This window comes from Thiobacillus sp., assembly GCF_024708915.1.
This window is the reverse complement of the sequence record NZ_JANJXQ010000039.1, coordinates 1-26,446: the sequence shown is the minus strand read 5'-3', so window position 1 is coordinate 26,446 and position 26,446 is coordinate 1. Positions and strand designations below refer to the sequence as shown.

The following is a 26,446-nucleotide window of genomic DNA, read 5'->3' as shown; positions in this document are numbered from 1 at the left end:
TATTCCAGCTGCTCGACAGCCGTGGCGAGCCGCTCTATGCGCTGTGCAACCACGATGCCGAGCCTTTCAATTCCACCGTGATGGAAGGGCAAACCTCGCAGGGGGTGACCCTGCAATTCGACGTGCCGCGCGTACCGGATGGACTCAAGGTATTCGACGGCATGGTGGCGTTCGGCCGCAAGCTTGCCAGCGAAGTCGGCGGCATCCTGGTGGACGACAACCTGCGTCCGCTGACCGACAGCGGCATCGAGAAAATCCGCACTCAGCTCACGCAGATCTACGAACGTATGGAAGCGCGCGGCGTGCCATCCGGCTCACGGCGGGCGCTGCGTCTGTTTTCCTGATGCCGGCACCCGATGTGCCGGCGCGCGCGGCGGCGCTGCGTCAGGAAATCGAGCGCCATGATTACGCCTATTACGTTCTTGATGCCCCCATCATTCCCGATGCGGAGTACGACCGGCTGTTCCGCGAACTGCAGGCGCTCGAAGCCGAACACCCCGAACTCGCCACCCCCGATTCGCCGACCCGGCGCGTAGGCGGCAAGCCGCTGGATGGTTTCGCGCCGGTGCGCCATGTGGTGCCAATGCTGTCGATCCGCACCGAGACCGACACCGAAGCGAGCGGCGCACACGCTTTCGACGCGCGGGTGCGGCGCGAATTGGGGCTGGACGAGAGCGACCCGCCAGTCGAATACGCGGCCGAACTGAAGTTCGACGGCCTCGCCATCAACCTGCGCTACGAGTTCGGTGTGCTGGTGCAGGCCGCCACCCGCGGCGACGGCGAAACCGGCGAGGACGTCACACAGAACATCCTCACGGTGCATGCCATCCCGCTGCGCCTGAATACCGCTGCGCCGCCCGTCGTGCTGGAAGTGCGTGGCGAGGCGTTCATGCGGCGCGACGACTTCGAGCACTACAACGCGAAGCAGCGGGAGGCCGGCAAGCCCACCCTGGTCAATCCGCGCAACGGCGCGGCGGGCAGCATTCGCCAGCTCGATCCGGCAATGGCCGCACAGCGGCCGCTGTCGTTTTTTGCCTATGGGCTGGGCGAGACGCAGGGCTGGCCGCTGCCGCCCACCCACAGCGCCACGCTCGACGCACTGGCTGAACTGGGCGTGCCGGTGTGCGGCGAGCGCATCGCCGGGCTGGGCGCGGCGGCGCTGGTCGCCTTCCACGACGATGTCGCCGCCCGCCGCGATCAGTTGCCGTTCGACATCGACGGCGTGGTGTACAAGGTCAACCGCCTGGACCTGCAACGCGAGCTGGGTTTCGTCACGCGCGAGCCGCGCTGGGCGGTGGCGCACAAATTCCCGGCGCAGGAACAGCTGACCACGGTGCTCGGCATCGCGGTGCAGGTCGGCCGCACCGGCGCGCTGACGCCGGTGGCGCGGCTCGCTCCGGTGTTCGTCGGCGGCGTGACGGTGACCAACGCCACCCTGCACAACCAGGATGAAATCGACCGCAAGGATGTGCGCGTCGGCGATACCGTGATCGTGCGGCGCGCCGGCGACGTCATTCCCGAAGTCGTCGCGACGGTGGTCGAGCGGCGGCCCCAGCCCGCACCGCCGCGCTTCAGCATTCTGCAAAGCTATCCGGTCTGTCCTGAATGCGGCTCGCACGTGGTGCGGCTGGAGGGCGAGGCGGCGGTACGCTGCACCGGCGGCCTGTATTGCCCGGCGCAGCGCAAGCAGGCGCTGCTGCATTTTGCCGGCCGCCGCGCGATGGATATCGACGGGCTGGGCGATAAGCTGGTCGACCAGCTGGTCGAGCGTGGCCTGGTGCATACGCCTGCCGACGTGTATGGACTCAATCTGGAAACGCTTGCCGGGCTCGAGCGCATGGCCGGGAAATCGGCGGCCAACCTCATCGCGGTGATCGAGGCCAGCAAGGCCGCCACGCTGGCGCGCTTTATTTTCGCGCTGGGCATCCGTAATGTCGGGGAAACCACGGCCAAGGATCTGGCGCGGCATTTCGGTTCGCTGGACCGGCTGATTGCCGCGAGCGAGGCCGATTTGCTGAAGGTGCGCGACATCGGGCCGATCGTGGCGCAGTCGGTCATCCAGTTTTTTGCCGAACCGCATAACCTTGAGGTGGTCGACAAGCTGCGCGCCGCGGGGGTGCGCTGGCCGGAATCCACCGGCTTGCAACAATCGGCGGGCATACTGGCCGGCAAGACGCTGGTGCTGACCGGCACGCTGCCGACGCTGACGCGCGACGCCGCCAGGGAAAAGATCGAGGCGGCAGGCGGCAAGGTGGCGGGGTCGGTGTCGAAGAAAACCGACTACGTGGTGGCAGGTCTTGAGGCCGGCAGCAAACTGGCGAAGGCGCAGGAACTCGGCGTGGCCGTCCTCGACGAGGCCGGGCTGCTGGCCTTGCTGGCGGCGAACAACAATAACGAGCAGCACGTTCTGGATTTTTGAACCAAAGGACAGACAGGGAAGCGACATGCAAAAAGTAAAAAAAGCCGTATTTCCGGTTGCCGGCCTGGGCACCCGTTTTCTGCCGGCCACCAAGGCCAGCCCCAAGGAAATGCTGCCCATCGTCGACAAGCCGCTGATCCAGTATGCGGTCGAGGAGGCGATGGACGCCGGCATCACCGACATCATTTTCATCAGCAGCCGCACCAAGCGCACCGTCGAAGACCACTTCGACAAGGCCTACGAACTGGAAACCGAACTGGCCGCGCGCGGCAAGAATCGCGATCTGGAACTGGTGCAGTCGATCCGCCCGGCCGGCGTCAACTTCATCTACATCCGCCAGGCCGAAGCGCTGGGTCTCGGCCATGCCGTGCTGTGCGCGCAGCCGGTGATCGGCAACGAACCCTTCGCCGTCATCCTCGCCGACGACCTGATCGACGGCAGTCCGGCGGTGATGAAGCAGATGGTCGACCAATACGAGTATTACCAGTGCTCGGTGCTCGGCGTGCAGCAGGTCGCCCCTTCGGAAACCGCGTCCTACGGCATCGTCGACGCGACGCTCATGGCCGAGCGCGTGTCGCGGGTGAACGCCATTATCGAAAAACCCAAGCCGGAAGACGCGCCGTCCAATCTCGGCGTGGTCGGGCGCTACATCCTCACCCCGCGCATCTTCCATCACATCCAGCACCTCAAACCCGGCGCCGGCGGCGAATTGCAACTCACCGACGCCATCGCCGCGTTGCTGAAAGAACAGCAGGTGTTGGCCTATAACTTCGATGGCATCCGCTACGACTGCGGCAGCAAGCTCGGTTATCTGCAGGCCACGGTGGAATATGCGCTGAAGCACAGCGAAGTCAGCGACGACTTCGCGGCGTACCTGAAAAACCACGTCTGCTGATCAGGACGCCGCACCGCCGCCGTGCAGCCAGACGGCGGCTTCCAGCGCATCCCCCGCAGCCATTCCCTGGCCCAGCAGCGCGGCGGCCATGCCGGTCAGACGGTCGCCCGAACCCGCCTGCGCCAGCCAGGGGCCGCCGCTGGTGTTGATGGCGTAGCGGCCGCCGGGATGGGCGATCACGCTGCCCGCCCCTTTCAGCACGATGTGCGCGTGGAATTGCGCGCACAGCCGTTGCGCCGCCCCGACCCGGTCCGCCTGGATGTCGCCGCTGGATACGCCGAGCAGGCGCGCAGCCTCGCCGGGGTGCGGGGTGAGCAGGGTCGGGTGGGTGCGGCGGCCAAGCTGCCCGACCAATGCGGCATCGCCGGTCAGCAGATTCAGCGCGTCGGCATCCAGCAGCAGCGGGCAGGGCGCCGCCAGAGCGGTTTCCAGCAAGGCATGCGCGCGCGGGCTCTGCCCCAGCCCGGGACCGACTGCCAGCCCGTTCAACTGCGCATCCGCCAGTTTTTCCGGCACGGCAAACATCAGCCGCGGCTCGCCGTAATCGACCGCGACGCGCTCGTCCAGAAGCCCCAGCGTCGCCATGCCGGCGCCCTGCCGCAGCGCGGCGCGCCCGGCGATCAGACAGGCGCCCACCATGCCGGGGGCGCCGCCGATGATGCCGACATGGCCAAACAGGCCTTTGTGGCTGTTGCGCGCGCGCGCAGGCAGGCGGTGGCGGGTTTCCAGCTGCGTCAGTGCGACGCCCGGGGTGGCGGGGAGGATGGCCGGATCGACGCCGAGCGTGTCGAGATGCAATTCGCCGGCGTGGTCGGGGCCATCGGCGGTGAGGAGGCCGGGCTTGAGTCCGAGGAAGGTGAGGGTGTGGTCGGCGCGCAGGGCGCAGCCGCGAATCCGGCCGCTGTCGCTGTCGAGGCCGCTCGGCACGTCGAGCGCCAGTTTCGGGCAGTCCAGGCCGTTGGCCTGCGCGATCCAGCGTGCATCCTCGCCGCAGATGTCGCGTTGCAGCCCCACGCCGAACAGGCCGTCGACGACGAGACTGTATCGCTGCGCCGGCGGGATGTCCGCCAGGATCGCGCCGCCGCTTTCGCGCCAGGCGGCCCAGGCACGCGCGGCGTCCGCCGGCAGGTGCGCGGGGTCGGCGCGGCTGACGACGCGCACGCGAAATCCCTGAAGTGCTAGCAGGCGCGCGGCGACCAGGGCGTCGCCGCCATTGTTGCCGGGGCCGGCCAGGATCAGCACGGGGGCGCCCGATTCGCTGGCCAGCGTGCCCGCCAGTTCGGCGGCAGCCGCGCCCGCCCGCTCCATCAACGAGGTTTCGGGGTGGGTGTCCGCCCAATGCCGGTCGATGATGCGGATGTCGGCGGCCGCGAACAGCGGCGGAGAGACGAGGGAACGGGGAGCGGTGGGCATGGGCGGGCGGGGGAATCGAGTCGGGATGCAGCGGACATCATAATCCCGGCGGCGGCGCGATCGCGCGAGCCGTTCCCGTTGCGGCGGAATGGTAAAAAATGACTATGCCGGCGGGTCTCCAGCGAAGCGTCCGCAATGCCGTTGATGTTCAACCGCGCGCCCGGCCCGGAAAACGGAGAACGAAAATGCAACGACGACACTTTCTGGCCGCTCTGGCACTGCTTCCCGCGCTGCCGCTGGCGGCACATGCAGCCAGGATGGAACTGAACATAGGCATCTATCCGGGCACCGGCAAGGCGGACGTGATCATGGGGGATTTCCGCGCCTGGGCGATGCCCTTTGCCCAGGCTCTTGGCGCGGCCATGGACGCGAAACCGGGGCTTACCCTGTTCCGCAGCATCAAAAGCATCACCCGCTCCATGGCGGGCGGCCGGCTGGATCTGTATTTTGTGCCGCCGTCGGTGGCAGTGGCCGCGCTGGATCACCGCTACTCGCCGGTGGCACGGGTGCGCGACCAGGCCACCGGCATTCTGGTGCGCCGCAAGGGCGCCGCGGTGACGACGGTGGCGCTGACCGAAAAGGAATCCTGGCTCGACGTGATGGCGCGCCACACGCTCAAGCACAACAAGCAGGAAGCAGCGCAGATCCTCAATCTGAAAACCCAGGAGGAGGTGGTGCTGGCGATGCAGCGCGATTTTGCCCAGGCCGGCAGCCTGCGCAGCAAGCTGGCCGACGAACTGGTTGCCAGAGGCGGGTTCGAGACCTGGTTTGCCCTGCCCACAACCCCGGATTTCACCCTGATGGCGAGTGATCGTTTCTCCGCAGCCGAGCAGGACAAACTGGGCAGGGCCGCCGCTGCGCTCAGCCCGGAGGTCATCCAGTCCCTGCAAAAAACCATCCACAGCAAGGTGACGGGGTTCGTGATCGACAAACAGGCGGATTACCAGTTGATCAAGCAGGCAATCCGCGAGGCCGGGTACTGACGCACGCAGCCGTGCGGACCGCTCCGGCCGGCTTGCGGGATGTCCGCGGCGGCATATACTGAAAAGCGTTGCGAAACTTTCTGGAATGCGCATGGATACCCGTCATCGCACCCCGGCCGGCGCTTTGGTGGCGCAATGCACCGACGAAGACCGTTGTACGGTTTTCAACTGCGAAGTCTGTTTGAAGGAAATTCCCGCCGATGCGGTCAAACTGACGGATACACAGGATTACGTCCATCATTTTTGCGGGCTCGACTGCCTCGAAACCTGGCAGAAACAGACCCGGATTCGCCGCTAACAGGCGTCAACGTCGGCGCCCGGGCGCCGGTACCGCGCCCTCACCCAGCGGAAAAAATATGAAATACGTGTTCTACGGTCTCGCCTTGCTGCTCACTGCCTGCGCTTCCACCGGGCCAGCCGGGCCCGAACGCCGCGCGGCGCCGATGCCCGCCGACAAGGCGGCGCCTGCGCAGTTCGACGCCCGCCTCTCGCTGTATGCCTATCCGTATGCGGTGAAGACCTTCGCGTTCGAGTCGCAGCGCCAAGTGCTGGAGATGGCCTACATGGACGTGGCGCCCGCGGGCGAGGCCAACGGCAAAACGGTGCTGCTCATGCACGGGAAGAATTTCTCGGGCGCCTCGTGGGCCAGGACCATCGACGCGCTGAGCAAGCGGGGCTACCGCGTGGTGGTACCCGACCAGATCGGCTTCGGCAAGTCGGCGAAGCCAACCCGCTACCAGTTCACGTTCCAGGCGCTCGCGCACAACACGGCGGCGCTGCTCGACGCAATCGGCGTTCACAAGGCGGCCGTCGTGGGCCACTCGATGGGCGGTATGCTCGCCACACGCTTCGTGCTGATGTTCCCCGATCGCACCGACAAACTCGTGCTGGTGAACCCGATTGGCCTGGAAGACTGGAAGCGCAAGGTACCCTACGTCGATGTGCAGACCTGGTATCGAAACGAGCTCAGGCAGACCCCCGGCGGTGTACGCGAATACATGAAGGCGAGCTACTTCGACGGCAAGTGGAAGCCCGAATACGACAAGCTCGCCGACATCCAGATGGGATGGAGCGAGAGCGCCGACCGCGAGCAGCTCGCCTGGGTCTCTGCCCTCACCTACGACATGGTCTTCACCCAGCCCGTGCTCTACGAATTTGACCAGGTTACGGCCCCCACGCTGCTCATCATCGGCCTGCGCGACCGCACTGCGCTGGGCAAGAACCTGGTCGCGCCCGAAGTGGCCAAGACGATGGGGCTGTACGAATCCCTCGGCCGCGCCGCCGCCAAAGCGTTTCCCGACAGTCGCCTCGTTGAGCTTGAGGGCATCGGTCACATCCCGCAGTTCGAGGCCTGGGACGACTACATCGAGGCGCTCACGGGCTTCCTGGACTGAGGGCGCGCCTCGCCGGCGCGAGCGATCCGGGGCCAGCGGCGAACGGCACCGACGCAAGTCCGCGGATTCAGATGCAGGGCGGGTCAGCCCGTCCGGTCGAGCGTTCCAATCGGCTAAAATAGCGCCTTTGCCCTGTTCGCAAAGGCGCTCATGTCTTCCATCGTATCGCTCCCCGGCAGTGCCGCGCTGTCGTCTTTCCGCATCGATAAAATTCGCCAGGAGGCCGCCCGGTTGGGCGTTGCGCTGGGCGAGTTGACGGCACGCCATTGGCATTTTCTGGAGCTGGACGCCGAACTGGACGCCGCTGCCGCGCGGCAGCTCGACAAAACGCTGGATTACGGCACCCCCGCCGACAGCCCGGCGGCGAACGATATGCAAGTGCTGGTCACGCCGCGTCCGGGCACGATTTCGCCATGGTCGTCCAAGGCGACGGATATTCTCAGGAACAGCGGCCTGGCCCAGCTGCGCCGCATCGAGCGCGGGGTGGCCTATCGCCTGTGCGATCCGCAGGGCGCCGCGCTTTCGGGACAGGCGCTGACGCTGCTGCTGCCGCTGTTGCACGACCGCATGACGGAAACCGTGATGACGTCGCTGGAAGCCGCGCAGGCGCTGTTCCAGCACGTGCCGCCGCGCGAATTGAGCGCAGTCGATGTCATGGCCGGCGGCCGTGCCGCGCTTGCCGAAGCCAACCGCAGTCTCGGCCTGGCACTGTCGGACGACGAACTCGATTATCTGGTCGACAACTTCAGCCGTATCGGGCGCAATCCCACCGACGTCGAACTGATGATGTTCGCGCAGGCCAACTCCGAGCACTGCCGCCACAAGATCTTCAACGCCAGTTGGGTAATCGATGGTGCGGAACAGACGAAATCGCTGTTCGGCATGATCCGCGACACCCATGCCGCGCACCCCGCAGGCACGGTGGTGGCGTACTCGGACAACTCCTCGGTCATCGAGGGGGCGCAGATCGACCGCTTCTACCCGCGCGCCGACGGCAGCTACGCCTACAGCAGCGAACTGACCCACGTGCTGATGAAGGTGGAGACGCACAACCATCCGACCGCGATCTCGCCCTTCCCGGGCGCCGCCACCGGCAGCGGCGGTGAAATCCGCGACGAGGGCGCGACCGGTGTCGGCTCCAAGCCGAAGGCCGGGCTGTGCGGGTTCTCGGTGTCCAATCTCAATATTCCGGGCTACGAACAGCCATGGGAAGCCGGCGCCTACGGCAAGCCCGGGCGCATCGTCACCCCGCTCGCGATCATGCTCGAAGGCCCGATCGGCGCGGCAGCGTTCAACAACGAATTCGGCCGCCCCAATCTGGCGGGCTATTTCCGCACCTTCGAGGAGACCGTGGCAGGGCAGCGGCGCGGCTACCACAAGCCCATCATGCTGGCAGGCGGCGTTGGCAGCATCCGCGCCGACCACGTGGAGAAGAAAATGCTGCCGGCCGGCACGCTGCTGATCCAGCTGGGCGGCCCCGGCATGCTGATCGGGCTGGGCGGCGGCGCCGCATCGTCGATGGACACCGGCGCCAACGCCGCCGACCTCGACTTCGATTCGGTGCAGCGCGGCAACCCCGAGATGGAGCGGCGCGCGCAGGAGGTCATCGACCGCTGCTGGCAGCTCGGCGACAACAACCCGATCCTGTCGATCCACGACGTCGGCGCCGGCGGCCTGTCGAACGCATTGCCGGAACTGGTGCACGGCGGCGGCCGCGGCGGCCGCTTCGAGCTGCGCGCCGCGCCGTCGGAAGAGTCCGGCATGTCGCCGCGCGAAATCTGGTGCAACGAGGCGCAGGAGCGCTACGTGCTGGCGATCCCGCCGCAGCGCCTCGACGAATTCCGCGCGATGTGCGAGCGCGAGCGCTGCCCGTTTGCGGTGTTGGGCGAAGCCACCGAAGACAGTCACCTGCTGGTGACCGACAGCCATTTCCAGAATGCGCCGGTGGACGTCAGCCTCGACGTCATCCTCGGCAAGCCGCCGAAGATGACGCGAGAGGTCGCGCATCAGCCCGCCGTGCCGGCGCCGCTGGTGCTCGACGGAATCGATCTGAAGGATGCCGCTTACCGCGTGCTGGCGATGCCGGGGGTGGCGTCGAAGATGTTCCTGATTGCCATCGGCGACCGCAGCGTCGGCGGGCTGACTGCGCGCGACCAGTGCGTGGGGCCGTGGCAGATTCCCGTTGCCGACTGCGCGATCACCCTGGCGGGTTACCAGACCACGCTGGGCGAGGCCTTCTCGATCGGCGAGAAAGCGCCGCTGGCCCTGATCGATGCACCGGCGTCGGGACGCATGGCGATCGCCGAGGCGATCACCAACCTGGCTGCCGCACGTGTCGATGGTCTGGGCAGCGTCAAACTGTCGGCCAACTGGATGGCCCCGGCCGGCCATCCGGGCGAGGATGCCGCGCTGTTCGATACCGTGGCGGCGGTTTCGGCATACAGCCAGGCGCTCGGCGTCTCGATCCCGGTCGGCAAGGATTCGATGAGCATGAAAACCGTGTGGGAAACCGACGGCGAGAAAAAGGCTGTGACCTCGCCGATTTCGCTGGTGATCTCGGCCTTCGCCACCACCCCCGACGCGACGCAGCATCTGACGCCGCAACTGCGTACCGATGCCGGCGAGAGCGATCTCGTCCTGCTCGACCTGGGGCGGGGCAAGAACCGTCTCGGCGCGTCGAGCTTCGCACAGGCCTACAAGCAGGTGGGCGAGCGTTGCCCGGACGCGCCGGCCGCCGATGCACTCAAGGCTTTTTTCGACACCGTACAGGCGCTCAATACGGCAGGCATGCTGCTCGCCTACCATGACCGTTCCGACGGCGGCCTGTTCGCAGCTTTGTGTGAAATGGCCTTCGCCGGCCACTGCGGCGTGGCGATCGACGTCGACGAGCTGTGCTCGGAAAAGATCCGTCTCGACGCCGAGGATGAAGGCGTGCCCGAGCCGGACATGCAGGATCCGCGCGGCTACTCCGAACGCGTCTTCAACGTGCTGTTCAGCGAGGAGGCCGGCGCGCTGCTGCAGGTACGCCGCGCCGATACCCGGGCGGTGATGCAGGCTTTCTTCGATGCCGGCCTGCGCGGCGAGTTCCACATCGTCGGCCAGCCCGATGCGAGCGACCGCGTGCGGGTGCTGCGCCGCGAACGGGTAATCCTCGACGAGGCGCGCAGCGATCTGCAAAGCGCGTGGGCGCGCACCAGCTACGAAATGGCGAAGCTGCGCGACAATCCGGCCTGTGCCGAGCAGGAGTTTGCAACCCATGCCGACGCTGCGGACCCCGGCCTGCGCCATGCGCCGAGCTTCGACGTGAATGAGGATGTCGCCGCGCCCTTCGTTGCCAGCGGCAAGCGGCCGCGGGTGGCGGTGCTGCGCGAACAGGGCGTCAACGGCCAGGTCGAGATGGCTGCAGCGTTCGATGCTGCCGGCTTTGCTGCGATCGACGTCCACATGAGCGACATCCTGTCCGGTCGGGTCAGCCTCGGCGATTTCAGCGGCCTCGCCGCGTGCGGCGGCTTCAGCTACGGCGACGTGCTGGGTGCGGGTGGCGGCTGGGCCAAGTCGATCCTGTTCAATCCGCGTGCGCGCGACCAGTTCGCGGCGTTTTTCGGGCGTGGCGACACCTTCGCGCTCGGCGTATGCAACGGCTGCCAGATGATGAGCCAGCTGCACGACCTGATACCGGGCGCGGACGCCTGGCCGCGTTTCGAACGCAACCTGTCGGAGCAGTTCGAGGCGCGTTTCGCGCAGGTCGAGGTGCTGGCCTCGCCGTCGATTTTTTTCGCCGGCATGGCGGGTTCGGTGATGCCGATCGTGGTGTCGCACGGCGAAGGCCGGGTGCAGTTCCGCGACCCGGCGCATGCCGCGCAGGCGCATCCCACGCTGCGCTACGTCGATCACCGGGGGGCGCCGGCCGCGGCCTATCCGGCCAACCCCAACGGTTCGGCCGGCGGGCTGACCGGCTTCACCACCGCGGACGGCCGCTTCGGCATTCTGATGCCGCATCCGGAACGCGTGTTCCGCGCCGCGCAGCTGTCGTGGAAACCGGACGGCATGAGCGGGGCCGCCCCATGGCTGCGGCTGTTCCGCAACGCGCGGCGCGCGCTTGGGTGATGCGCGCCGTCTATGCGAAAATAACCGGCTTTGTCGCATGAATCCCGCTGCGCCGGGCTCAATTCTCCAGCCATGAATGCACCCGAAAATCTGCTGACGGATGACCACCTGCGCGCGCAGGTCAAGCTGCTGGGCACCTTGCTCGGCCAGGTGTTGCTGCAGTTTGCCGGCGAAGACGTGTTCGATGCAGTGGAAACTCTGCGCCGCGGTTTCGCCGAATTGCACCAGCAGGAGGACCAGCAGCGCCGCACCGAGTTGATGGCGATGATCGACGCCATGCCCGCCGCCAAGGTGGAGCTGGTGGTGCGTGCCTTCGCCGGCTATTTCAAGCTGGTCAATGTGGCGGAAGAAAGCTTTGCCCACCGCAACCGCCGCCGCATGCTGTCGCACGGCATGCGGCTGTGGGAAGGCTCGTTCGACCGCACCCTGGCGGATCTCAAGGCGCAGGATATGCCGGCCGGCACGCTGCAGGAGATGGTCAACCGTCTGCACTACGCGCCGGTATTCACCGCGCATCCCACCGAGGCGCGCCGCCGTGCGGTGATGGAAGGCATGCGCCGGATATTCCTGATTTGCGACGAACTGTACAACCCCGCCCTGGGGGTGAACGACCGCCGCGAACAGGAAGCGCAACTGGCCGCCGAGATCCAGGTGGGGTGGCGTACCGACGAACTGCGCAACGCCAAGCTCGAGGTGCGCGACGAAGTGCGCAACGGTCTCTACTATGTGCGGGAAAGCCTGTTCGAGGCGGTGCCGAAGGCGTATTCCTTCTTCGAGAAGGCGCTGCGCAAGCATTACGGTGTGAATGCCGACGGCACCGCCGCCATCCGCGTGCCGAGCTTCATCCGTTTCGGCTCGTGGATCGGCGGCGACCGCGACGGCAACCCGTTCGTGACCGCGGATGTCACCGAATGGACGGTGCACAGGCAGATGCAGGCCGCCCTCGAAGAATACCGTGCGCGGGTGCTGGAACTGCGCCAGACGCTGACCCACAGCAGCGACTGGTGCACGCCTTCCGCCCGGTTCCTGGAACGCCTGTCGGAATACGAGGCCGAGTTCGGCGAGCAGGTGTTCCGCGGTACCGCGGTGCAGATTTACAGCCGCGAGCCCTACCGCCGCATGGCGGCGATGATGCTGGCGCGGCTCGACGCCAACCTGTCCTACGTCCACCAGTGTCTGGCCGGCGTGCCGAGCTTCACTTCGCAGCTGGCGTACGAGAACGCCGCCGCTTTCCTCGCCGACCTCTGCCTGGTGCGTGACTCGCTGATCAGCCATGGCGACCGCATCATCGCCACGCAGGATCTGCAGGCGCTGATCCGGCTGGTCGAAAGTTTCGGTTTTCACCTGCTGCAGCTCGACATCCGCCAGGAGTCGACCGTGCATACGCGCACGGTGGCGGCGCTGTTGCGGCAGCTCGATCCCGATTTCGATTACCTGGCTGCGAACGAGGACGAGCAGCTGCAGCGCCTGGCCGCCTGGGTCGGCCATATCGATCCGATCGAGGTGGAGGACGGCGTGCTGGACGACGAGGCGCGCGAAGCGCTGGCGGTGTTCCGGCGCATGGTCAAGCTGCAGGCCGAAGTGGGCGACGTGGTCTTCGGCACCTACGTGATTTCGATGACGCACAGCGCATCCCACGTGATGGAAGTGATGCTGCTGGCGCGGCTGGTCGGCCTGTGCGGCCACAATGGGCGCGAATGGTTCTGCCGCATCCAGGTGGCGCCGCTGTTCGAGACGGTGGACGACCTGCAGCGCAGCCAGGCCATCCTCGACCAGCTGCTGTCGAATCAGGTCTACCGCGCGCTGGTTACCGCCAACGGCAACCACCAGGAAGTCATGCTGGGCTATTCGGACTCGTGCAAGGACGGCGGCATTCTGGCATCGAACTGGAATCTGTATCAGGCGCAGCTGTCGATCATCGCGCTGACCCAGCGCTACGGCGTCGAATGCCGGCTGTTTCATGGCCGCGGCGGCACGGTGGGCCGCGGCGGCGGACCGACCCACGAGGCGATCCTGTCGCAGCCGCCGGGCACGGTGAACGGCGAGATCAAGTTCACCGAGCAGGGCGAGATGCTGTATTACAAATACAGTAACCCGGAAACCGCCAACTACGAGATCGGCATGGGCGTCACCGGACTGCTCAAGGCCAGTACGACCGCGCTTGCGCAGATCGATGTGCGCTATCCGCAGGAATACCTCGACGGAATGAGCCAGATCGCCGCCAACGGCGAGAAAAGCTACCGCGCGCTGATCGGCATGCCGGGCTTCATCGATTATTTCTACGAGACCACGCCGGTCACCGAAATCGGCCTGCTCAACATGGGCAGCCGGCCGTCGCACCGCAAGAAGGCCGACCGCTCGCTCGGATCGATCCGCGCCATTCCGTGGGTGTTCGGCTGGGCCCAGTCGCGCCATACCTTGCCTGCCTGGTACGGAATCGGAACTGCGCTGAAAGATTTCATCGGGTCCGCTCCGGCGGGACTCGATCAGCTGCGGATCATGTACCGCGAATGGCCGTTCTTCCGCGGCCTGCTGTCCAACGTGCAGATGGCGCTGACCAAGGCCGACATGGAAATTTCCGAGGAATACGCGCGCCTGTGCGACCACCCCGACACCATGGCAATCTATCGCGCCATTGCCGACGAGTTCGCGCTTACGGTGGAGCGGGTCAAGCAGGTCGCGCAGATCGAGACCCTGCTGGAAGACAACCCGACTCTGGCGTTGTCGCTTTCGCGCCGCCGCCCCTACATCGATCCCATCAACCACATTCAGGTGCGCCTGCTGAAACGTTATCGCTCGGAGAGCGTGTGGGAATCCGAACAGGATAGCTGGCTGACGCCGCTGATGCGCTCGATCAATGCGATCGCCTCCGGGATGCGCAACACCGGCTGAGCATGGATAAGGATATGCCCGCATCCTCTCCGACACGACCGAAGCGGCGCGGGCTGGTTGTTTCCATCGGCGTGAATGTCGTGCTGGTGTTGCTGGTATGCGGCCTGGCGCTGTATGCCTTCATGCTGAATGTCGATCTGGGCGATGTGAAGCGGCGGCTGTCGAAGGAAAGCGAAACCCGCCAGCAAGCCGAGCGCTACCTGGTCGAAACGCGCAACCAGTTGACCGACAGCCTGCGTGAAATCGAACAGCTCAAGGCGCAGCTTGCCTACAAGGAAACCGACATCCAGACGGCGGTGGCGGCCAAGCCCGCGCTGCCGGTGGTGATCGGTTTCCGTTCGTCGATGCTGGGCAAGGGCCTGGTGGCGGTGATCGAAAACACCAGCGACCGCTATCTGACCGTGGTCCTCGCCGTGCGCAATCCGACCTTGTCCCTGGCGCAGCGCTTCGAACTCAAGCTGGAACCCAGGTCCAGCACCGACTTCGGCCACCTGGAAGGCTGGCAGTTTGCCTCGGGCGACGAAGTGGGATTGTTCAACGACGAATTCGGCGCGCTCAGGCTCACCGTGCCGTAACGGCTTGCCGCGGCCTCGGCAGTTTCAGGCCGAGCAATGCGGGCATCAGCAGCAGTTCGAACACCTGGCCGGCGAACAGGCCGACCGCGCACAGCATGCCGAAGTGGGCGGTGGGGCGGAAGTCGGACAGCCCCAGCAGGCTGAACTGCGAAATCAACACCACCGAAATGGCGATCACCGCGCGCCCCGAGGCTTCCACGCTGCGGATGATGGCGAACACCGGGCTGACGCCGCGGCGGATGCGGTGCAGGTAGCCGTGATACAGATGGATGGTGTCGTCCACCGTGATGCCGAGGATGACGCCGGCGATCAGAACGGTGGCGACGTCGAGCGAAATCCCCGTCGTTCCCATCACCACGAAAATGAAGAACAGCGGCGCCAGGTTGGGCACCAAGCAGATCAGCGCGCCGCGGAACGAGCGGAACAGCAGCGCCATCAGCAGCAGAATCTGCAGGAAGGCCGAGGCGAAGCTCTTGACCTGGCCGTCGACGATGCGGTCTTCCTGGTCCGAGAACAGCCGCCCGTACCCCGCGAGCTCGATTTCCACGCCCGCGATCGGCTGCGCGGCAACGCGCGCGCGCACCCTGTCGATCACCTGGCCGATTTCGTTGGCGCCGTGCACGTTGAGGCTCATCGGGATGCGGCCACGCTGGAACTCGCGGTTGACCAGCTCGTACAAATCCTCGCCGTCGTAGATCAGCAGCAGCTGTTCGACCAGCTTGCGGCTGGCCGGCAGCGCATTCGGCCCCAGATCCTCGCCGCTGAGGGCGCGGTTCATTTCCTCCAGAACGTTGATCAGGGAGAAGCTGCGGTCGACTTCCGGCTGCTGTTCCAGCCAGGTTTGCAGCGCCTTGATCTGCGCCAGCGTCACCGGATCCTTCAGGCTGTCGCGGGCCGCGCCGGTGAGGACGATTTCCAGCCCGGTGACGCCGGAGAGCTTGCTTTCCACCCTGGCGGTGCTGCGGCTGATGCTGTGGTCGGGCGCGAAAAACTCGATGATGTTGGATTCGACCTTGACCTGCATCACCAGCGGGATGGCCGCCAGCACCAGCAGCGCGGCGGACGTCAGCACGGCTTTGGCGTGCCGCAGGCTGAACACCGCCACGGCTGCCGCGATGCGGCGTGCGTGCGCCATGCCGGAACGGCGGCGCGGCCAGCGTGGCGTATCCCATTTCAGCAGGATCGGCGGTACCAGGATGAATACCACCAGAAACACGATGAGGGTGCCGATCGCGCCCGCCAGGCCGAAGGCCTGAACCGGAGGAATCTCCACCCACAGCAGGCTCAGCATGCCCGCGCCGGTGGTCAGCACATTGAACAGGCCGGGGATGAAGGTTTCCTTCAGCGCGCGCGCGATGCGTTGCGGCCGCGGCAGCAGTGCGATGCGGGCGCGCTGGATCGCGGCATACAAATGCAGCAGCGTGGCCGTGGTGTAGGCCGCCATCAGGGTGGGGATCATCGCGGTGATCGGGGTGTAGGGCTGGCCGGACAGCACCAGTCCGGCGACGCTGGCCGACACGACCGTGCCCATGGCCAGGCCGCCCACCACCATCGGGCGCGCCCGCCCCACCACCCACCACAGCAATGCCATGCCGATGACGAAGGTCAGCGGGATGAAGATGGCGCTGTCGCGCCACAGCGAACGCAGCTCCTCGACCGTCTGCGCCACCGTGCCGGCGGTGGCGGTGTGATAGGGCGTGAGTTTCTCGGCAGCGATGGCGGCGTCGAGCGCGATCTGGATATCGCGGCGGGCCAGGCTTTCTTTCAGGATTTTGGGGCGCACCACCAGGGCGACCGCACGGCCATCGCGCGAGGCGAGCAGTCCCGGCGCGAGGCTGTCGCTCAGCACGCGGGCCTGCCATTGCGCCGGCGTGCGCGAACTCAGATTGCCGGGGTCGATCAGCGGCGATACGGCAAAGCCGTCGTCGGTGGTGTCGATGTGCTCCACCGTGGTCAGCGTCAGCACCCGGTCGACCGCCGGATGCGCCGCCATTTTTTGCGCGGCGCGGTCGAGCGCGGCGAGAAACGCCGGGGCGTAGAGCGCGTCGCCTTCGAACAGGGCGATGACGGCTTCGTCGTTGGGGAATTCCCTGAACAGCGATTCGCGCAGCTGGATGGTGGGCGAATCCGGCGGCGAATAGATGTCCGGCGCGTTGTTGAAATGCAGCTTCAGCAGAAACGGCAGCGCCGCCAGCTGGATGCCGAGCAGGATCGCCAGCGCCAGCCAGGGTGGCAGCATGCGGCTGCCGTTGAGCCAGGGTTTCAGCATGAGGGCGTCGGGGCGATCAGAATTTGCTGCGCAGCCCCAGCGTGATCAGCGAATGGTCCTGGTGGAAGCCGCCCAGGGTGCGCGCTTCGCCGTCGAAGTAGTGGGCGGCGACGTAGATCTCGTGCGGCTCCCAGCCGACGTAGCTGAGCTTGGGGCTGAGATAGACATCGTTCACGTTGAAGCCGGCGGCAAAGCGCATCCCGGCTTTCCAGCGGCCCTGGCCGAAGCGGGTCTCGATTTCGCCGTTGGCGCCGTAATACTCCTTCAGTTCGAGGATGCTGCGGTCGGTCTGCAGCGCGTGCGCCACCAGCTGCAGGTTGACGCGGGTGTCCGCCCCGCCGGGGAAGAATTCCAGCGCGCCGATCCAGTCGAGCGAATGCGTCGTGTCCAGCGCGGTGGTGGCCAGGGTCACCGGCACGTTGTCGGTGTAGCCGGCTTCCATGCGCCAGGTGAGGCCGCCGCGCACCAGTTCGACATCGGCGCCGACGAAGGTGTTGAACGGATGCACCGCGGTGAGCGTGGAGGCGGGCAGATCGAGCCGGTAGTACGGCAGCGACTGCCGGGTGCGCGCCAGCGTCATGCCGAAATCGAGCGCGCTGCCGGTCCTGGTCAGGCGCAGGGCGCCGCCGCCGCTGCCGTGTTCGTCCTCGTCGATGCGTGCGGTATCCAGCCAGGGGGTGAGCGCGGGATCGATGCCGATGATCTGGCGGCTGGTGCGGTTGACCGGACTCCAGATACTGGCGGCGTCCGGCAATTGCGCGGCGCGGAACAGCGGCAGCCAGACTGCGTCCAGCTTGTATTCGCCGAAAGTCTGCTCCCAGCGCGCGGCCAGTTGCGCGCGGCGACGGTCGGGCAGATCGTCCAGTACGAAGCGCGTCAGGTCGGCGCGGCTGACGCGGTCGGCCAGCGGGATTTCGTCGGCGCGGCCCCAGATGATGGTTTGCGCACCGAAAGTCAGGCGGGTGTCGCCGTTGCGGTAGCGCACATAGGTGTCGCCGTAGTCGGCCAGCATCTCGTCGTGATCGGCGCGGCCGCCGGCTTGCGCCATGCCGTCGAGCCGGGCGCCGGCGCGGAATTCCCAGTTGCGGCTGGGCTGCCACAGCACGTAGGCGCTGGCGCGCAGGGTGGAATAGCTATCGGCTTCCGGTGCGTCGGGCAGGCCGCCGGCTTCCAGCAGCAGATCGTCGATGCCAGCCTTGAACGTGGGCTGGAAACCGCGCGTCAGCGGCTTGCGGCTGCGCGCGCTGGGCGGCGGCAGATTATCGGCGGTAGCGGCTTGCGTTGCGGTCTCGGCCGGGACGGCAGGCTCAAGTCCGCGCGGTTTGCGCGTGGAGGTGCGCGGCGGCGGCAGGTCGTCCGCCGTGTCCTGGGCAGAGATGGCGCGCGGCGGCGGCAGCTCGTCGGCGGCGCAAACGGGCAGGGCGGCGAGCGACAGGCTCAGGGTCAGCAGCAGCTTTTTCATGGGCGATATTCCGATTCCAGGCTTTCGTCGGCGAGGGCTTGCGAAGTGAAGAGTTTGGCGGGCAGTTTCTGGTCGTACAGCGCGGCGTCGACCACCAGGCGGGTTTCGTGGCCGCTGGTCAGATCGATCATGCGGCTGTCGGTGATCGTCCAGTAGCCCTGGTTGCGTTTTTTGCTGCGCAACAGCCAGCGTTTGCCGGGGGTGCCGGCGTCCTTTTCGAAATAATCCACCCGTTGCGGGATCGCGGTGGCGGGGTCGATCCAGCTGATGCGCTTCCGGTACACCGAATCGCCGGCGTCCAGCGGCACGCTTTCGAGCACCTCGCACAGGATGCCGTTTTCGGTCTGCTTGCCGAGCAGGCGGTGGCGATCCCTGGACGGCTTGCGTTCCTGCAGATCCTCGAAATACAGGTCGGAGCCGACAAAGCGCCCGCCCTTGCGGTCGCTGGAAATGCGCCGCACCCGGTCGAGCGCCGGCAGGTACAGCCACTGGTCGGTATTGCCGTCGGTCTTGTCGATGCTGAGAAGACCGGTTCCCGCGATGTCTTCGGGATCGAGAAAGCGGATCAGGTTGGCGGTTTCACCGCCCGGCTTGTCGAGACGGTAGGTGACGAGTTCGCGGATGCGCGGCGCGCGGCCTTTCTCGGTGAGCACCATGCGGCCGAGCGTGGTGAGGTCGCGGCCGTTGGGGCGGTCATGGACTTTCTGCGCGAGGTCCGAGGCCTCGTCCGCATGCGCGGCGGCGCCGCCGAGCAGCAGCGTCAGCATCAGGAAACGGATGAAGTTCAGCAGGGGGCTTGGAGGTGCCATGGGTTTTACGCGCACGTGATACCTTATGACCAACGGATCGCCAGCCCCGAACTTTACCGCAAAACCGGGCTGGCACCGACCGCCCCGGCAGGGGCGCGGGCTCCGGCGCTGCGCTGGATTTCAGGGTTTGCCTATGATAAAAGGACAACAAAGTCCCCTATTAAGGATGCCAAGATGACGTCGACGACACTGGAACTGCTGCAGAAATACAGCGTGGCTGGCCCGCGCTACACGTCGTACCCGACCGCGCCCTATTTCCGCACCGATTTCGGCGAGGCGGACTGGGCCGCGGCGCTGACCGCGCCGGCGGCGGATCGCGGCCTCTCGCTGTATGCCCATATTCCGTTTTGCGATTCGCTCTGCTACTACTGCGGCTGCAATATGGTGGCGACGCGCGACTACAGCAAGACCCAGCCCTATCTGGCCTATCTCGATCAGGAAATGGCGCGCACCGCGCAACAGATCGACCCGACGCGGGTGGCGCGCCAGTTGCACTGGGGCGGCGGCACGCCCACCTATCTCAATCCCGGCGACATCCGCCGCCTGATGGCGACGATGCGCCAGCATTTCACCCTCGCCCCGGATGCCGAAATCAGCTGCGAGGTCGATCCGCGCGAACTGACCCGCGCGCACCTTGAGGCGCTGCGCGAATCCGGCTTCAACCGCCTGTCGTTCGGCGTGCAGGACATGGACCCGGCGGTGCAGCAGGCGGTCAACCGCATCCAGTCCGCGGCCCTGGTCCAGCAGGTGCTCGACTGGTCGCGCGAACTGGGCTTCTCCAGCATCAACCTGGATCTGATCGTAGGGCTGCCGAAGCAGACCGCGGCGAGTTTCTCCCGCACCCTGGAACAGGTGGTGGCGTGGGCGCCCGACCGCCTTGCAGTGTTTTCCTATGCCCACGTGCCATGGCTGAAAAAGCACCAGAACCTGATTCAGGAAGCCGATCTGCCGGATTCCGCGATGCGCCTGGGCCTGCATCAGGCGGTGAACGAGGCGCTGGGGGCGGCGGGTTACGTCAACATCGGCTTCGATCACTTTGCCCGCCCCGAGGACGAACTGGTGCGCGCGCAGCGGAACAAGACGCTGTGGCGCAATTTCCAGGGCTACACCACGCACAAGGACTGCGACATCCTCGCCTTCGGCGTGTCCGGCATCAGCCAGACGGCGGACGTGTACATGCAGAACGAAAAGAACCTCAAGCGCTACGAGGAGCGCATCGCGGCGACCGGGTTGGCGGTCGAGCGCGGCCTCAAGCTCAGCCGCGACGACCAGATCCGGCGCGATGCCATCACCCGCGTGATGTGCGATCTGGAACTCGAATTCGCCGCCTTCGGCAGCGAATGGGGCATCGCCTTCACCGACTATTTCGCCGACGCGCTGGCCGAGCTGTGCCCGCTGGCGGACGACGGGCTGGTGACGATCGCCGCCGACAGGATCAGCGTCACTCCCAGCGGCCGCCTGTTCCTGCGCAACATCGGCATGTGCTTCGACCGCTACCTGAAGCAGGCCACCGGCGAAAAGCCGCGCTATTCACGCACGGCCTGAGCGGCAGCCGTCAGCGGCAGCCGCCGCTGCCGTCGTCGCGCTTGGGGCAGCCCTCGGGCCGGCTGCGGGGCGGCAGCGGGCAGCGGTTGATCTCGTCGGCGCTGCGCTGGAAGTAGCAGGTCATGGCGCTGGAAGCGATGCCCAGCAGCCAGAATACGAAAAACCCGACGGTGTAGGCGGCGATGCGCTGATCGAACAGCGCCTCGCCGCGATAGAGGATTTCCAGCGGGTCGAACAGGGTGGCGAAGGCAATGTCGGCCACCCCGGCAACGAGAAAGGACGGCCACAGTATGTGGATCATACGCTTCAGCATGGCGTGCTCCTCGTGGCGGCCGGTCATTCTTCCGGGCTGTTCATCTTGCGCTTGTACCAGCTCAGCAGGTAGATCGCCATGCCGATGATGAAGAGGATGGTGAACAGGCTCAGCAGGCCGATCGGGCTGGTAAACAACAAATCGAGTACGACGTCCATTTCAGTTTCCCTCTGGTTGGTGAACGATGGGTCCGGAAGCCGTCAGCACGACGGCCTGGTCTAGCGGGATATGCAGCACGCCGCCCAGGCGCCAGGTGGCTTCATGGTCGGCCAACTGGACCTGCCATTTGCCAGCGTGCAGCAGGGGCAGCGCCGCGCGATAGCGGCCGCCGCCGATGTGATCGAGGGTGAGGATTTGATCCATGCCCTGGCGGGTGGGATGCGCCAGGGTGAGCGTCAATTGTTCGGGATACGTCTGCATGCGTCCGCCCAATGCCAGCGTCAGGACGCCGTTTTCGCTCGTCACGGTGGCGCTCAGCGCCAGCGCGCGGGCGGCGTCGTCGCGCGCCAGCGTCTGGTTGATGGCCAGCCCGGCCTTGTAGTAGTCGCCGACCACCAGGCCGTCGGCGCTGGTGACCGCGATCCACACGGTGGCGAGTCCAGCGACGACCGCGCTGGCCGGCAGGCTGATGAGAAACCAGGGCCAGGGTTCGCGATACCAGGGTTTGGACTGCAAGGCAGGGTTCGTCATGGCGCTCACCGGTTGAAGAATTTGGTTGCGACGACCTGCTTGATGCGCGGATCGTCGATCGCCTGTACCGTGAAGCTCACCTCGATCGAGCGGCCTTTCAGGTCAACAGGATCGGCAATCAGGCTGACCGGGATGTCTACCGTCTGCAGGGGCGCGGCGGCGATTTCGCGCGCACCGGCCACTACCTGCAGGCCGGCGATGCCCTGCGCGCCGATCGTGTAGCGATGCGGCCGGCCGTCCTTGTTGATGAGCTGCAGGCGGTAGACGTTCTCGATCATGCCCTCGTCGGTTTCCTTCGACAGCGCCACGCGGTCGCGCACCACGTCGACGCGCAGCGGCACGCGGGTGGCGAGGCTGTAGACGAAGGCGCCGGAGATCAGCGCCAGCAACACGGTGTAGATGACAGTACGCGGACGCATGATGTGCCGGAGGATGCCGCTATCCGGGTATTTGCCTTTCACCACGTTCTCCGTGGTGTAGCGGATCAGTCCGCGCGGGTAGCCCATCTTGTCCATGATCTGATCGCAGCCGTCGATGCAGGCGGCGCAGCCGATGCATTCGTACTGCAGGCCGTTGCGGATGTCGATGCCGGTGGGACAGACCTGCACGCAGACTTCGCAGTCGACGCAGGTGCCCAGCCCGGCCGCCTTGTAGTCGGTCTTCTTGCTGCGCGGCCCGCGCGGTTCGCCGATCGAGCTGTCGTAGGTCACGGTCAGCGTGTCGGAATCGAACATCACGCTCTGGAAGCGCGCATAGGGGCACATGTACTTGCACACCTGCTCGCGCATGAAGCCGGCGTTGCCCCAGGTGGCGAAGCCGTAGAACAGGATCCAGAACGTCTCCCACGGGCCGAGGCTCATGCTCGCCACTTCGGCGGCCAAGGTCTGGATCGGGGTGAAATAGCCGACGAAGGTGAAGCCGGTCCACAGCGCGAGTGCAAACCACACGACGTGCTTGAGGCCGCGCTTTTTCAGCTTGCGGGCGTTCCACGGCGACTGGTCGAGCCGCTTGCGCGCGATGTGGTCGCCTTCCAGCCAGTTTTCCACCCACATGAAGATTTCCGTGTACACGGTCTGCGGGCAGGCGTAGCCGCACCATAGCCGTCCAGCCACCGCGGTGAACAGGAACAGCGCCAGCGCCGACAGGATCAACAGGCCGGTGAGATAAACGAAATCCTGCGGCCAGAACACCAGGCCGAAGATGTAGAACTTGCGCGCGGCGAGGTCGAACAGCACCGCCTGGCGGCTGTCCCATTGCAGCCAGGGCAGGCCGTAATACAGCGCCTGGGTCAGCAGCACCAGCGCGATGCGCCAGTTGGCGAACACGCCATGCACCATGCGCGGCTGGATTTTTTGCCGGATCGCGTAGAGCTGCTGCTCGATCGGCGTGTCGGCGGGGGCGGGCTGCTTGTCGTCTGTCACTGCTTTCATCCGTTAAGGCTGAGCCGCCTGAGCGTACTGGGACAATGCGCTCAGGCGGCTCGCCGGAGTATTCCGGCGAGCGCCCGTTGCTTACTGCTGTTGCGACAGGCCGTACACGTAGGCCGCCAGCAGGTGCAGCTTGGCTTCCTTGTTCGAGGTGGTGCCGAGGGTCTGCGTCATGGCCGGCATCACGCCGTTGCGGCCCTTGGTGATGGTCTCGATGATCGCGGCCTCGCTGCCGCCGTACAGCCACACCTTGTCGGTGAGATTGGGCGCGCCCAATGCCTGCATGCCGGTGCCGTCTGGCATGTGGCAGGCGGCGCAGTTTTCGGCGAATTTCACCTTGCCTGCGGCTGCCAGCGCGGCGTCGTGCTTGCGGCCCGACAGCGACAGCACATGGTTGGCCACTTCCTTCGTCCCTTGCGGGCCGAGCGCTTCGCCCAGCGGGGGCATGATCCCGTTGCGGCCGTCGGTGAGGGTGGCCACGATGGTATCGGGGTCGCCGCCATAGAGCCAGTCGTGGTCGGTCAGGTTGGGAAAGCCCCTGGCGCCGGTCGCATCGGAGCCGTGGCACTGCGAGCAGTAGGTCAGGAACAGGTTCCTGCCGATGGCACGCGCCTCCGGATCGGCGGCCACGCTGGCGATGTCCTGCTTCATGAACCCGGCGTACACCGGCTGGAACCTGGCTTCGGCGGCCTTCACCTCGGCCTCGTACGCGCCGCTGGAGGTCCAGCCCAGCACGCCGGCGAAGTTGCCCAGCCCCGGCCACAGCAGCAGGTAGGCCGCCGCAAACACCAGGGTGCCGTAGAACAGCCCCAGCCACCAGCGCGGCAGCGGGTTGTTCAGATCCTGCAGGTCGCCGTCCCAGGTGTGCTCCATCAATTCGGGCTTTTCGCCGGGCGCCAGCTTGCGGGTGGTCTGCGAGCGGAGAAACACCCAGGTGCCGATAATGCTCACCACGGTGATGACGCTGATGTAGATCGGCCAGAAGCCGTGTGTGAAATCGCTCATTGCTTGTCTCCTTGCTTGGTGGGAGAGTCGTCTTCGCCGAAAGGCAGCTTGCCGGCGTCTTCGAAACGCTGCTTGTTGCCTTTGCTGTAGGCCCACCAGACGATGCCGATGAACACCAGGATGAAGACGACTGTGACGATGCCGCTGATCGTTCCGCTGTCCATGGCTGCCTCAGATCCTGGGGGCGTGGGTGCCCAGCACCTGCAGGTAGGCGATCAGCGCCTCGAGTTCGGTCTTGCCTTCCAGCGCGGCCGGCGCGGCGGCGATTTCCTGATCGGTATAGCCGTGGCCGACGATGTTCAGCGTGCGCATCTTTTTCTGGATCGCCGCGTCCTTCAGCGGACGGTCGAGCCAGGGGTAGGCGGGCATGTTGGATTCCGGCACCACGTCGCGCGGATTCATCAGGTGAGCCGTATGCCAGGCGTCGGAATAGCGTCCGCCGACGCGATGCAGGTCGGGACCGGTGCGCTTGGAGCCCCACAGGAAGGGACGGTCGTAGACGAATTCGCCCGCCACTGAATAGTGGCCGTAGCGTTCGGTTTCGGCGCGGAACGGACGGATCATCTGCGAATGGCAACCGACGCAGCCTTCGCGGATGTAGATGTCGCGCCCCGACAGCTGCAGCGCGGTGTAGGGCTTCAGCCCCGCCACCGGGGTGGTGGTGGAGGTCTGGAAAAACAGCGGCACGATCTGCACCAGGCCGCCGACGCTGACGATGAGGATGGTCAGCACGATCAGCAGGCCGAGGTTCTTTTCGATAGTTTCATGCGAAATCATGTTCGGTCTCCTTAGGCGTGGACGGCTTGCGGAATGGCGGCGTCATTGACGACCCGCCCGATGCGCACGGTCTTCCAGACGTTCCAGGCCATCATCAGCATGCCGCTGAAGAACAGCACGCCGCCCAGCAGACGAATGCCGTAGAACGGATACATGGTGTTGAGCACCTGGGCAAAGCTGTAGGTCAGCGTGCCGTCGGCGTTGGCCGCGCGCCACATCAGGCCCTGCGCCACCCCGGCGATCCACATCGAGGCGATATACAGCACCACGCCGATGGTGGAGAGCCAGAAATGCCATTCGATCATCTTGGTGCTGTACATCGATTCGCGGCCGTACAGGCGCGGAATCAGGTAGTACATCGAGCCGATCGTGATCATCGCCACCCAGCCGAGCGCGCCGGAATGCACGTGGCCGACAGTCCATTCGGTGTAATGCGACAGCGCGTTCACCGTCTTGATCGCCATCATCGGGCCTTCGAAGGTCGACATGCCGTAGAACGACAGCGCGGTGACGAGGAACTTCAGGATCGGGTCGGTGCGCAGTTTGTGCCATGCGCCCGACAGCGTCATGATGCCGTTCATCATGCCGCCCCAGGAAGGCGCCAGCAGCATCAGCGAGAACACCATGCCGAGCGACTGCGCCCAGTCCGGCAGCGCGGTGTATTGCAGGTGGTGCGGACCGGCCCACATGTAGATGAAGTTGAGCGACCAGAAGTGGACGACCGACAGGCGGTAGGAATAGATCGGGCGGCCGGCCTGCTTGGGGATGAAGTAATACATCATGCCGAGGAAGGCCGTGGTGAGGAAAAAGCCCACCGCGTTGTGGCCGTACCACCATTGCACCATCGCATCCTGCACCCCGGCGTACAGCGAGTAGGACTTGGTCAGGGTCACCGGCAGTTCCAGGTTGTTGACGATATGCAGGATCGCGATGGTCAGGATGTAGGCGCCGAAGAACCAGTTCGAGACGTAGATATGCTTGGTCTTGCGCTTGGCGATGGTGCCGAAGAACACCAGCGCATAGGCTACCCATACCAGCGTGATCAGAATGTCGATCGGCCATTCCAGCTCGGCGTATTCCTTGGTGCTGGTGTAACCCATCGGCAGGGTGATGGCCGCCAGCACGATCACCGCCATCCAGCCCCAGAAGGTGAAGGCCGCCAGCTTTTCCGCCCACAGCCGTACCTGGCAGGTGCGCTGCACGATGTAGTACGACACTGCGAACAGTCCCGAACCGCCGAAGGCGAAGATGACGGCGTTGGTGTGCAGCGGACGCAGGCGGCCATACGACAGCCATTCGATCCCATAGGTTAATTCCGGCCAGATCAGTTGCGTCGCCAGGGTCACCCCGACCAGCATCCCGACAATCCCCCACACCACCGTCATGATGGCGAACTGGCGGACGACCTTATAGTTGTAGGTTGTCGCTTCCATACACGTCTCCCGTGATTGATAACTGGATTAGCACATGC

General features: G+C 65.7%; 22 protein-coding genes. 10 read left to right on the top strand and 12 right to left on the bottom strand.

Annotated elements, in window-relative coordinates:
- The 3 genes from Q0L94_RS03170 to galU form a co-directional block, all read left to right on the top strand.
- Positions 1–344 (top strand): cell division protein ZipA C-terminal FtsZ-binding domain-containing protein (locus Q0L94_RS03170; protein WP_296749996.1); only part of this gene is annotated, 344 nt, incomplete at its 5' end.
- Complete coding sequence (gene ligA / locus Q0L94_RS03165; protein WP_296749994.1) at positions 344–2,419, top strand: NAD-dependent DNA ligase LigA; 2,076 nt, start codon at positions 344–346, stop codon at positions 2,417–2,419. The genes Q0L94_RS03170 and ligA, both read left to right, overlap by 1 nt.
- Positions 2,420–2,444: 25 nt before the next feature.
- Complete coding sequence (gene galU / locus Q0L94_RS03160; RefSeq protein ID WP_296749992.1) at positions 2,445–3,314, top strand: UTP--glucose-1-phosphate uridylyltransferase GalU; 870 nt, start codon at positions 2,445–2,447, stop codon at positions 3,312–3,314.
- Here galU and Q0L94_RS03155 read toward each other — a convergent pair whose 3' ends face one another.
- Positions 3,315–4,727: an NAD(P)H-hydrate dehydratase gene (locus Q0L94_RS03155; protein WP_296749990.1), complete on the bottom strand. Its 1,413-nt coding sequence runs from the start codon at positions 4,725–4,727 to the stop codon at positions 3,315–3,317.
- A 185-nt stretch (positions 4,728–4,912) separates the two neighbouring features.
- On the opposite strand from Q0L94_RS03155, the gene Q0L94_RS03150 reads away from it, so the two are divergent.
- The 6 genes from Q0L94_RS03150 to Q0L94_RS03125 all read left to right on the top strand — a co-directional run bounded on the left by Q0L94_RS03150 (position 4,913) and on the right by Q0L94_RS03125 (position 14,678).
- Complete coding sequence (locus tag Q0L94_RS03150; RefSeq protein ID WP_296749989.1) at positions 4,913–5,710, top strand: PhnD/SsuA/transferrin family substrate-binding protein; 798 nt, start codon at positions 4,913–4,915, stop codon at positions 5,708–5,710.
- 91 nt (positions 5,711–5,801) lie between these two features.
- The gene (locus tag Q0L94_RS03145; RefSeq protein ID WP_296749987.1) at positions 5,802–6,008 is read left to right on the top strand and encodes a DUF3330 domain-containing protein; all 207 of its coding nucleotides are present in this window, start codon (positions 5,802–5,804) and stop codon (positions 6,006–6,008) included.
- Between the two features lie 58 nt (positions 6,009–6,066).
- Complete coding sequence (locus tag Q0L94_RS03140) at positions 6,067–7,104, top strand: alpha/beta hydrolase (protein ID WP_296749985.1); 1,038 nt, start codon at positions 6,067–6,069, stop codon at positions 7,102–7,104.
- 150 nt (positions 7,105–7,254) lie between these two features.
- A complete protein-coding gene (gene purL / locus Q0L94_RS03135) occupies positions 7,255–11,211 on the top strand; it encodes a phosphoribosylformylglycinamidine synthase (protein ID WP_296749983.1) in 3,957 nt (1,318 codons plus the stop codon).
- A gap of 72 nt (positions 11,212–11,283) precedes the next feature.
- Positions 11,284–14,103, top strand: a complete 2,820-nt coding sequence (gene ppc / locus Q0L94_RS03130; RefSeq protein WP_296749982.1) for a phosphoenolpyruvate carboxylase — start codon at positions 11,284–11,286, stop codon at positions 14,101–14,103.
- 14 nt (positions 14,104–14,117) lie between these two features.
- Positions 14,118–14,678, top strand: a complete 561-nt coding sequence (locus tag Q0L94_RS03125) for a hypothetical protein (RefSeq protein WP_296749980.1) — start codon at positions 14,118–14,120, stop codon at positions 14,676–14,678.
- On the opposite strand, the gene Q0L94_RS03120 is transcribed toward Q0L94_RS03125, so the two are convergent.
- From Q0L94_RS03120 to Q0L94_RS03110, 3 genes are read right to left on the bottom strand one after another with little or no spacing between them, the layout of a single operon-like run.
- Complete coding sequence (locus Q0L94_RS03120; protein ID WP_296749978.1) at positions 14,665–16,947, bottom strand: MMPL family transporter; 2,283 nt, start codon at positions 16,945–16,947, stop codon at positions 14,665–14,667. The two genes, Q0L94_RS03125 and Q0L94_RS03120, sit on opposite strands and share 14 nt — an antisense overlap.
- A 16-nt stretch (positions 16,948–16,963) precedes the next feature.
- Entirely contained in the window at positions 16,964–18,409 is a 1,446-nt protein-coding gene (locus tag Q0L94_RS03115) for a DUF1302 family protein (protein WP_296749976.1), read from the bottom strand.
- Positions 18,406–19,218, bottom strand: coding sequence for an outer membrane lipoprotein-sorting protein (locus Q0L94_RS03110; protein ID WP_296749975.1), 813 nt, complete (start codon positions 19,216–19,218; stop codon positions 18,406–18,408). The genes Q0L94_RS03115 and Q0L94_RS03110 overlap by 4 nt, the downstream gene beginning before the upstream one ends.
- Before the next feature lie 174 nt (positions 19,219–19,392).
- Between Q0L94_RS03110 and hemN the strand changes: the two genes are divergently transcribed.
- Positions 19,393–20,763: an oxygen-independent coproporphyrinogen III oxidase gene (gene hemN / locus Q0L94_RS03105; RefSeq protein WP_296749974.1), complete on the top strand. Its 1,371-nt coding sequence runs from the start codon at positions 19,393–19,395 to the stop codon at positions 20,761–20,763.
- A 10-nt stretch (positions 20,764–20,773) separates the two neighbouring features.
- Here the strand turns inward: hemN and Q0L94_RS03100 are convergent, their stop codons facing one another.
- The 8 genes from Q0L94_RS03100 to ccoN form a co-directional block, all read right to left on the bottom strand.
- A complete protein-coding gene (locus Q0L94_RS03100) occupies positions 20,774–21,076 on the bottom strand; it encodes a hypothetical protein (protein WP_296749973.1) in 303 nt (100 codons plus the stop codon).
- 23 nt (positions 21,077–21,099) lie between these two features.
- Positions 21,100–21,234: a DUF3149 domain-containing protein gene (locus Q0L94_RS03095; RefSeq protein WP_296749972.1), complete on the bottom strand. Its 135-nt coding sequence runs from the start codon at positions 21,232–21,234 to the stop codon at positions 21,100–21,102.
- Position 21,235: 1 nt separating this feature from the next.
- Positions 21,236–21,766 carry a FixH family protein gene (locus Q0L94_RS03090; protein WP_296749971.1) on the bottom strand — a complete coding sequence of 177 codons (531 nt, stop codon included), beginning with the start codon at positions 21,764–21,766 and terminating at the stop codon, positions 21,236–21,238.
- A 5-nt stretch (positions 21,767–21,771) separates the two neighbouring features.
- Positions 21,772–23,196: a cytochrome c oxidase accessory protein CcoG gene (gene ccoG, locus Q0L94_RS03085; RefSeq protein ID WP_296749970.1), complete on the bottom strand. Its 1,425-nt coding sequence runs from the start codon at positions 23,194–23,196 to the stop codon at positions 21,772–21,774.
- An 81-nt stretch (positions 23,197–23,277) separates the two neighbouring features.
- A complete protein-coding gene (gene ccoP / locus Q0L94_RS03080) occupies positions 23,278–24,198 on the bottom strand; it encodes a cytochrome-c oxidase, cbb3-type subunit III (protein ID WP_296749969.1) in 921 nt (306 codons plus the stop codon).
- Positions 24,195–24,362, bottom strand: coding sequence for a cbb3-type cytochrome c oxidase subunit 3 (locus tag Q0L94_RS03075; protein WP_296749968.1), 168 nt, complete (start codon positions 24,360–24,362; stop codon positions 24,195–24,197). Before Q0L94_RS03075 ends, ccoP begins: the two co-directional genes overlap by 4 nt.
- A 7-nt stretch (positions 24,363–24,369) precedes the next feature.
- Complete coding sequence (gene ccoO, locus Q0L94_RS03070; RefSeq protein WP_366799140.1) at positions 24,370–24,972, bottom strand: cytochrome-c oxidase, cbb3-type subunit II; 603 nt, start codon at positions 24,970–24,972, stop codon at positions 24,370–24,372.
- A gap of 14 nt (positions 24,973–24,986) precedes the next feature.
- Positions 24,987–26,408: a cytochrome-c oxidase, cbb3-type subunit I gene (ccoN, locus tag Q0L94_RS03065; protein ID WP_296749966.1), complete on the bottom strand. Its 1,422-nt coding sequence runs from the start codon at positions 26,406–26,408 to the stop codon at positions 24,987–24,989.
- Positions 26,409–26,446: the final 38 nt, after the last annotated feature.

Bases quoted from the DNA above. Each gene is read 5' to 3' on its own strand.
- ligA (WP_296749994.1), top strand. From the start codon at position 344: ATGCCGGCACCCGATGTGCCGGCGCGCGCGGCGGCGCTGCGTCAGGAA.
- galU (WP_296749992.1), top strand. From the start codon at position 2,445: ATGCAAAAAGTAAAAAAAGCCGTATTTCCGGTTGCCGGCCTGGGCACC.
- Q0L94_RS03155 (WP_296749990.1), bottom strand. From the start codon at position 4,727: ATGCCCACCGCTCCCCGTTCCCTCGTCTCTCCGCCGCTGTTCGCGGCC.
- Q0L94_RS03150 (WP_296749989.1), top strand. From the start codon at position 4,913: ATGCAACGACGACACTTTCTGGCCGCTCTGGCACTGCTTCCCGCGCTG.
- Q0L94_RS03145 (WP_296749987.1), top strand. From the start codon at position 5,802: ATGGATACCCGTCATCGCACCCCGGCCGGCGCTTTGGTGGCGCAATGC.
- Q0L94_RS03140 (WP_296749985.1), top strand. From the start codon at position 6,067: ATGAAATACGTGTTCTACGGTCTCGCCTTGCTGCTCACTGCCTGCGCT.
- purL (WP_296749983.1), top strand. From the start codon at position 7,255: ATGTCTTCCATCGTATCGCTCCCCGGCAGTGCCGCGCTGTCGTCTTTC.
- ppc (WP_296749982.1), top strand. From the start codon at position 11,284: ATGAATGCACCCGAAAATCTGCTGACGGATGACCACCTGCGCGCGCAG.
- Q0L94_RS03125 (WP_296749980.1), top strand. From the start codon at position 14,118: ATGCCCGCATCCTCTCCGACACGACCGAAGCGGCGCGGGCTGGTTGTT.
- Q0L94_RS03120 (WP_296749978.1), bottom strand. From the start codon at position 16,947: ATGCTGAAACCCTGGCTCAACGGCAGCCGCATGCTGCCACCCTGGCTG.
- Q0L94_RS03115 (WP_296749976.1), bottom strand. From the start codon at position 18,409: ATGAAAAAGCTGCTGCTGACCCTGAGCCTGTCGCTCGCCGCCCTGCCC.
- Q0L94_RS03110 (WP_296749975.1), bottom strand. From the start codon at position 19,218: ATGGCACCTCCAAGCCCCCTGCTGAACTTCATCCGTTTCCTGATGCTG.
- hemN (WP_296749974.1), top strand. From the start codon at position 19,393: ATGACGTCGACGACACTGGAACTGCTGCAGAAATACAGCGTGGCTGGC.
- Q0L94_RS03100 (WP_296749973.1), bottom strand. From the start codon at position 21,076: ATGCTGAAGCGTATGATCCACATACTGTGGCCGTCCTTTCTCGTTGCC.
- Q0L94_RS03095 (WP_296749972.1), bottom strand. From the start codon at position 21,234: ATGGACGTCGTACTCGATTTGTTGTTTACCAGCCCGATCGGCCTGCTG.
- Q0L94_RS03090 (WP_296749971.1), bottom strand. From the start codon at position 21,766: ATGACGAACCCTGCCTTGCAGTCCAAACCCTGGTATCGCGAACCCTGG.
- ccoG (WP_296749970.1), bottom strand. From the start codon at position 23,196: ATGAAAGCAGTGACAGACGACAAGCAGCCCGCCCCCGCCGACACGCCG.
- ccoP (WP_296749969.1), bottom strand. From the start codon at position 24,198: ATGAGCGATTTCACACACGGCTTCTGGCCGATCTACATCAGCGTCATC.
- Q0L94_RS03075 (WP_296749968.1), bottom strand. From the start codon at position 24,362: ATGGACAGCGGAACGATCAGCGGCATCGTCACAGTCGTCTTCATCCTG.
- ccoN (WP_296749966.1), bottom strand. From the start codon at position 26,408: ATGGAAGCGACAACCTACAACTATAAGGTCGTCCGCCAGTTCGCCATC.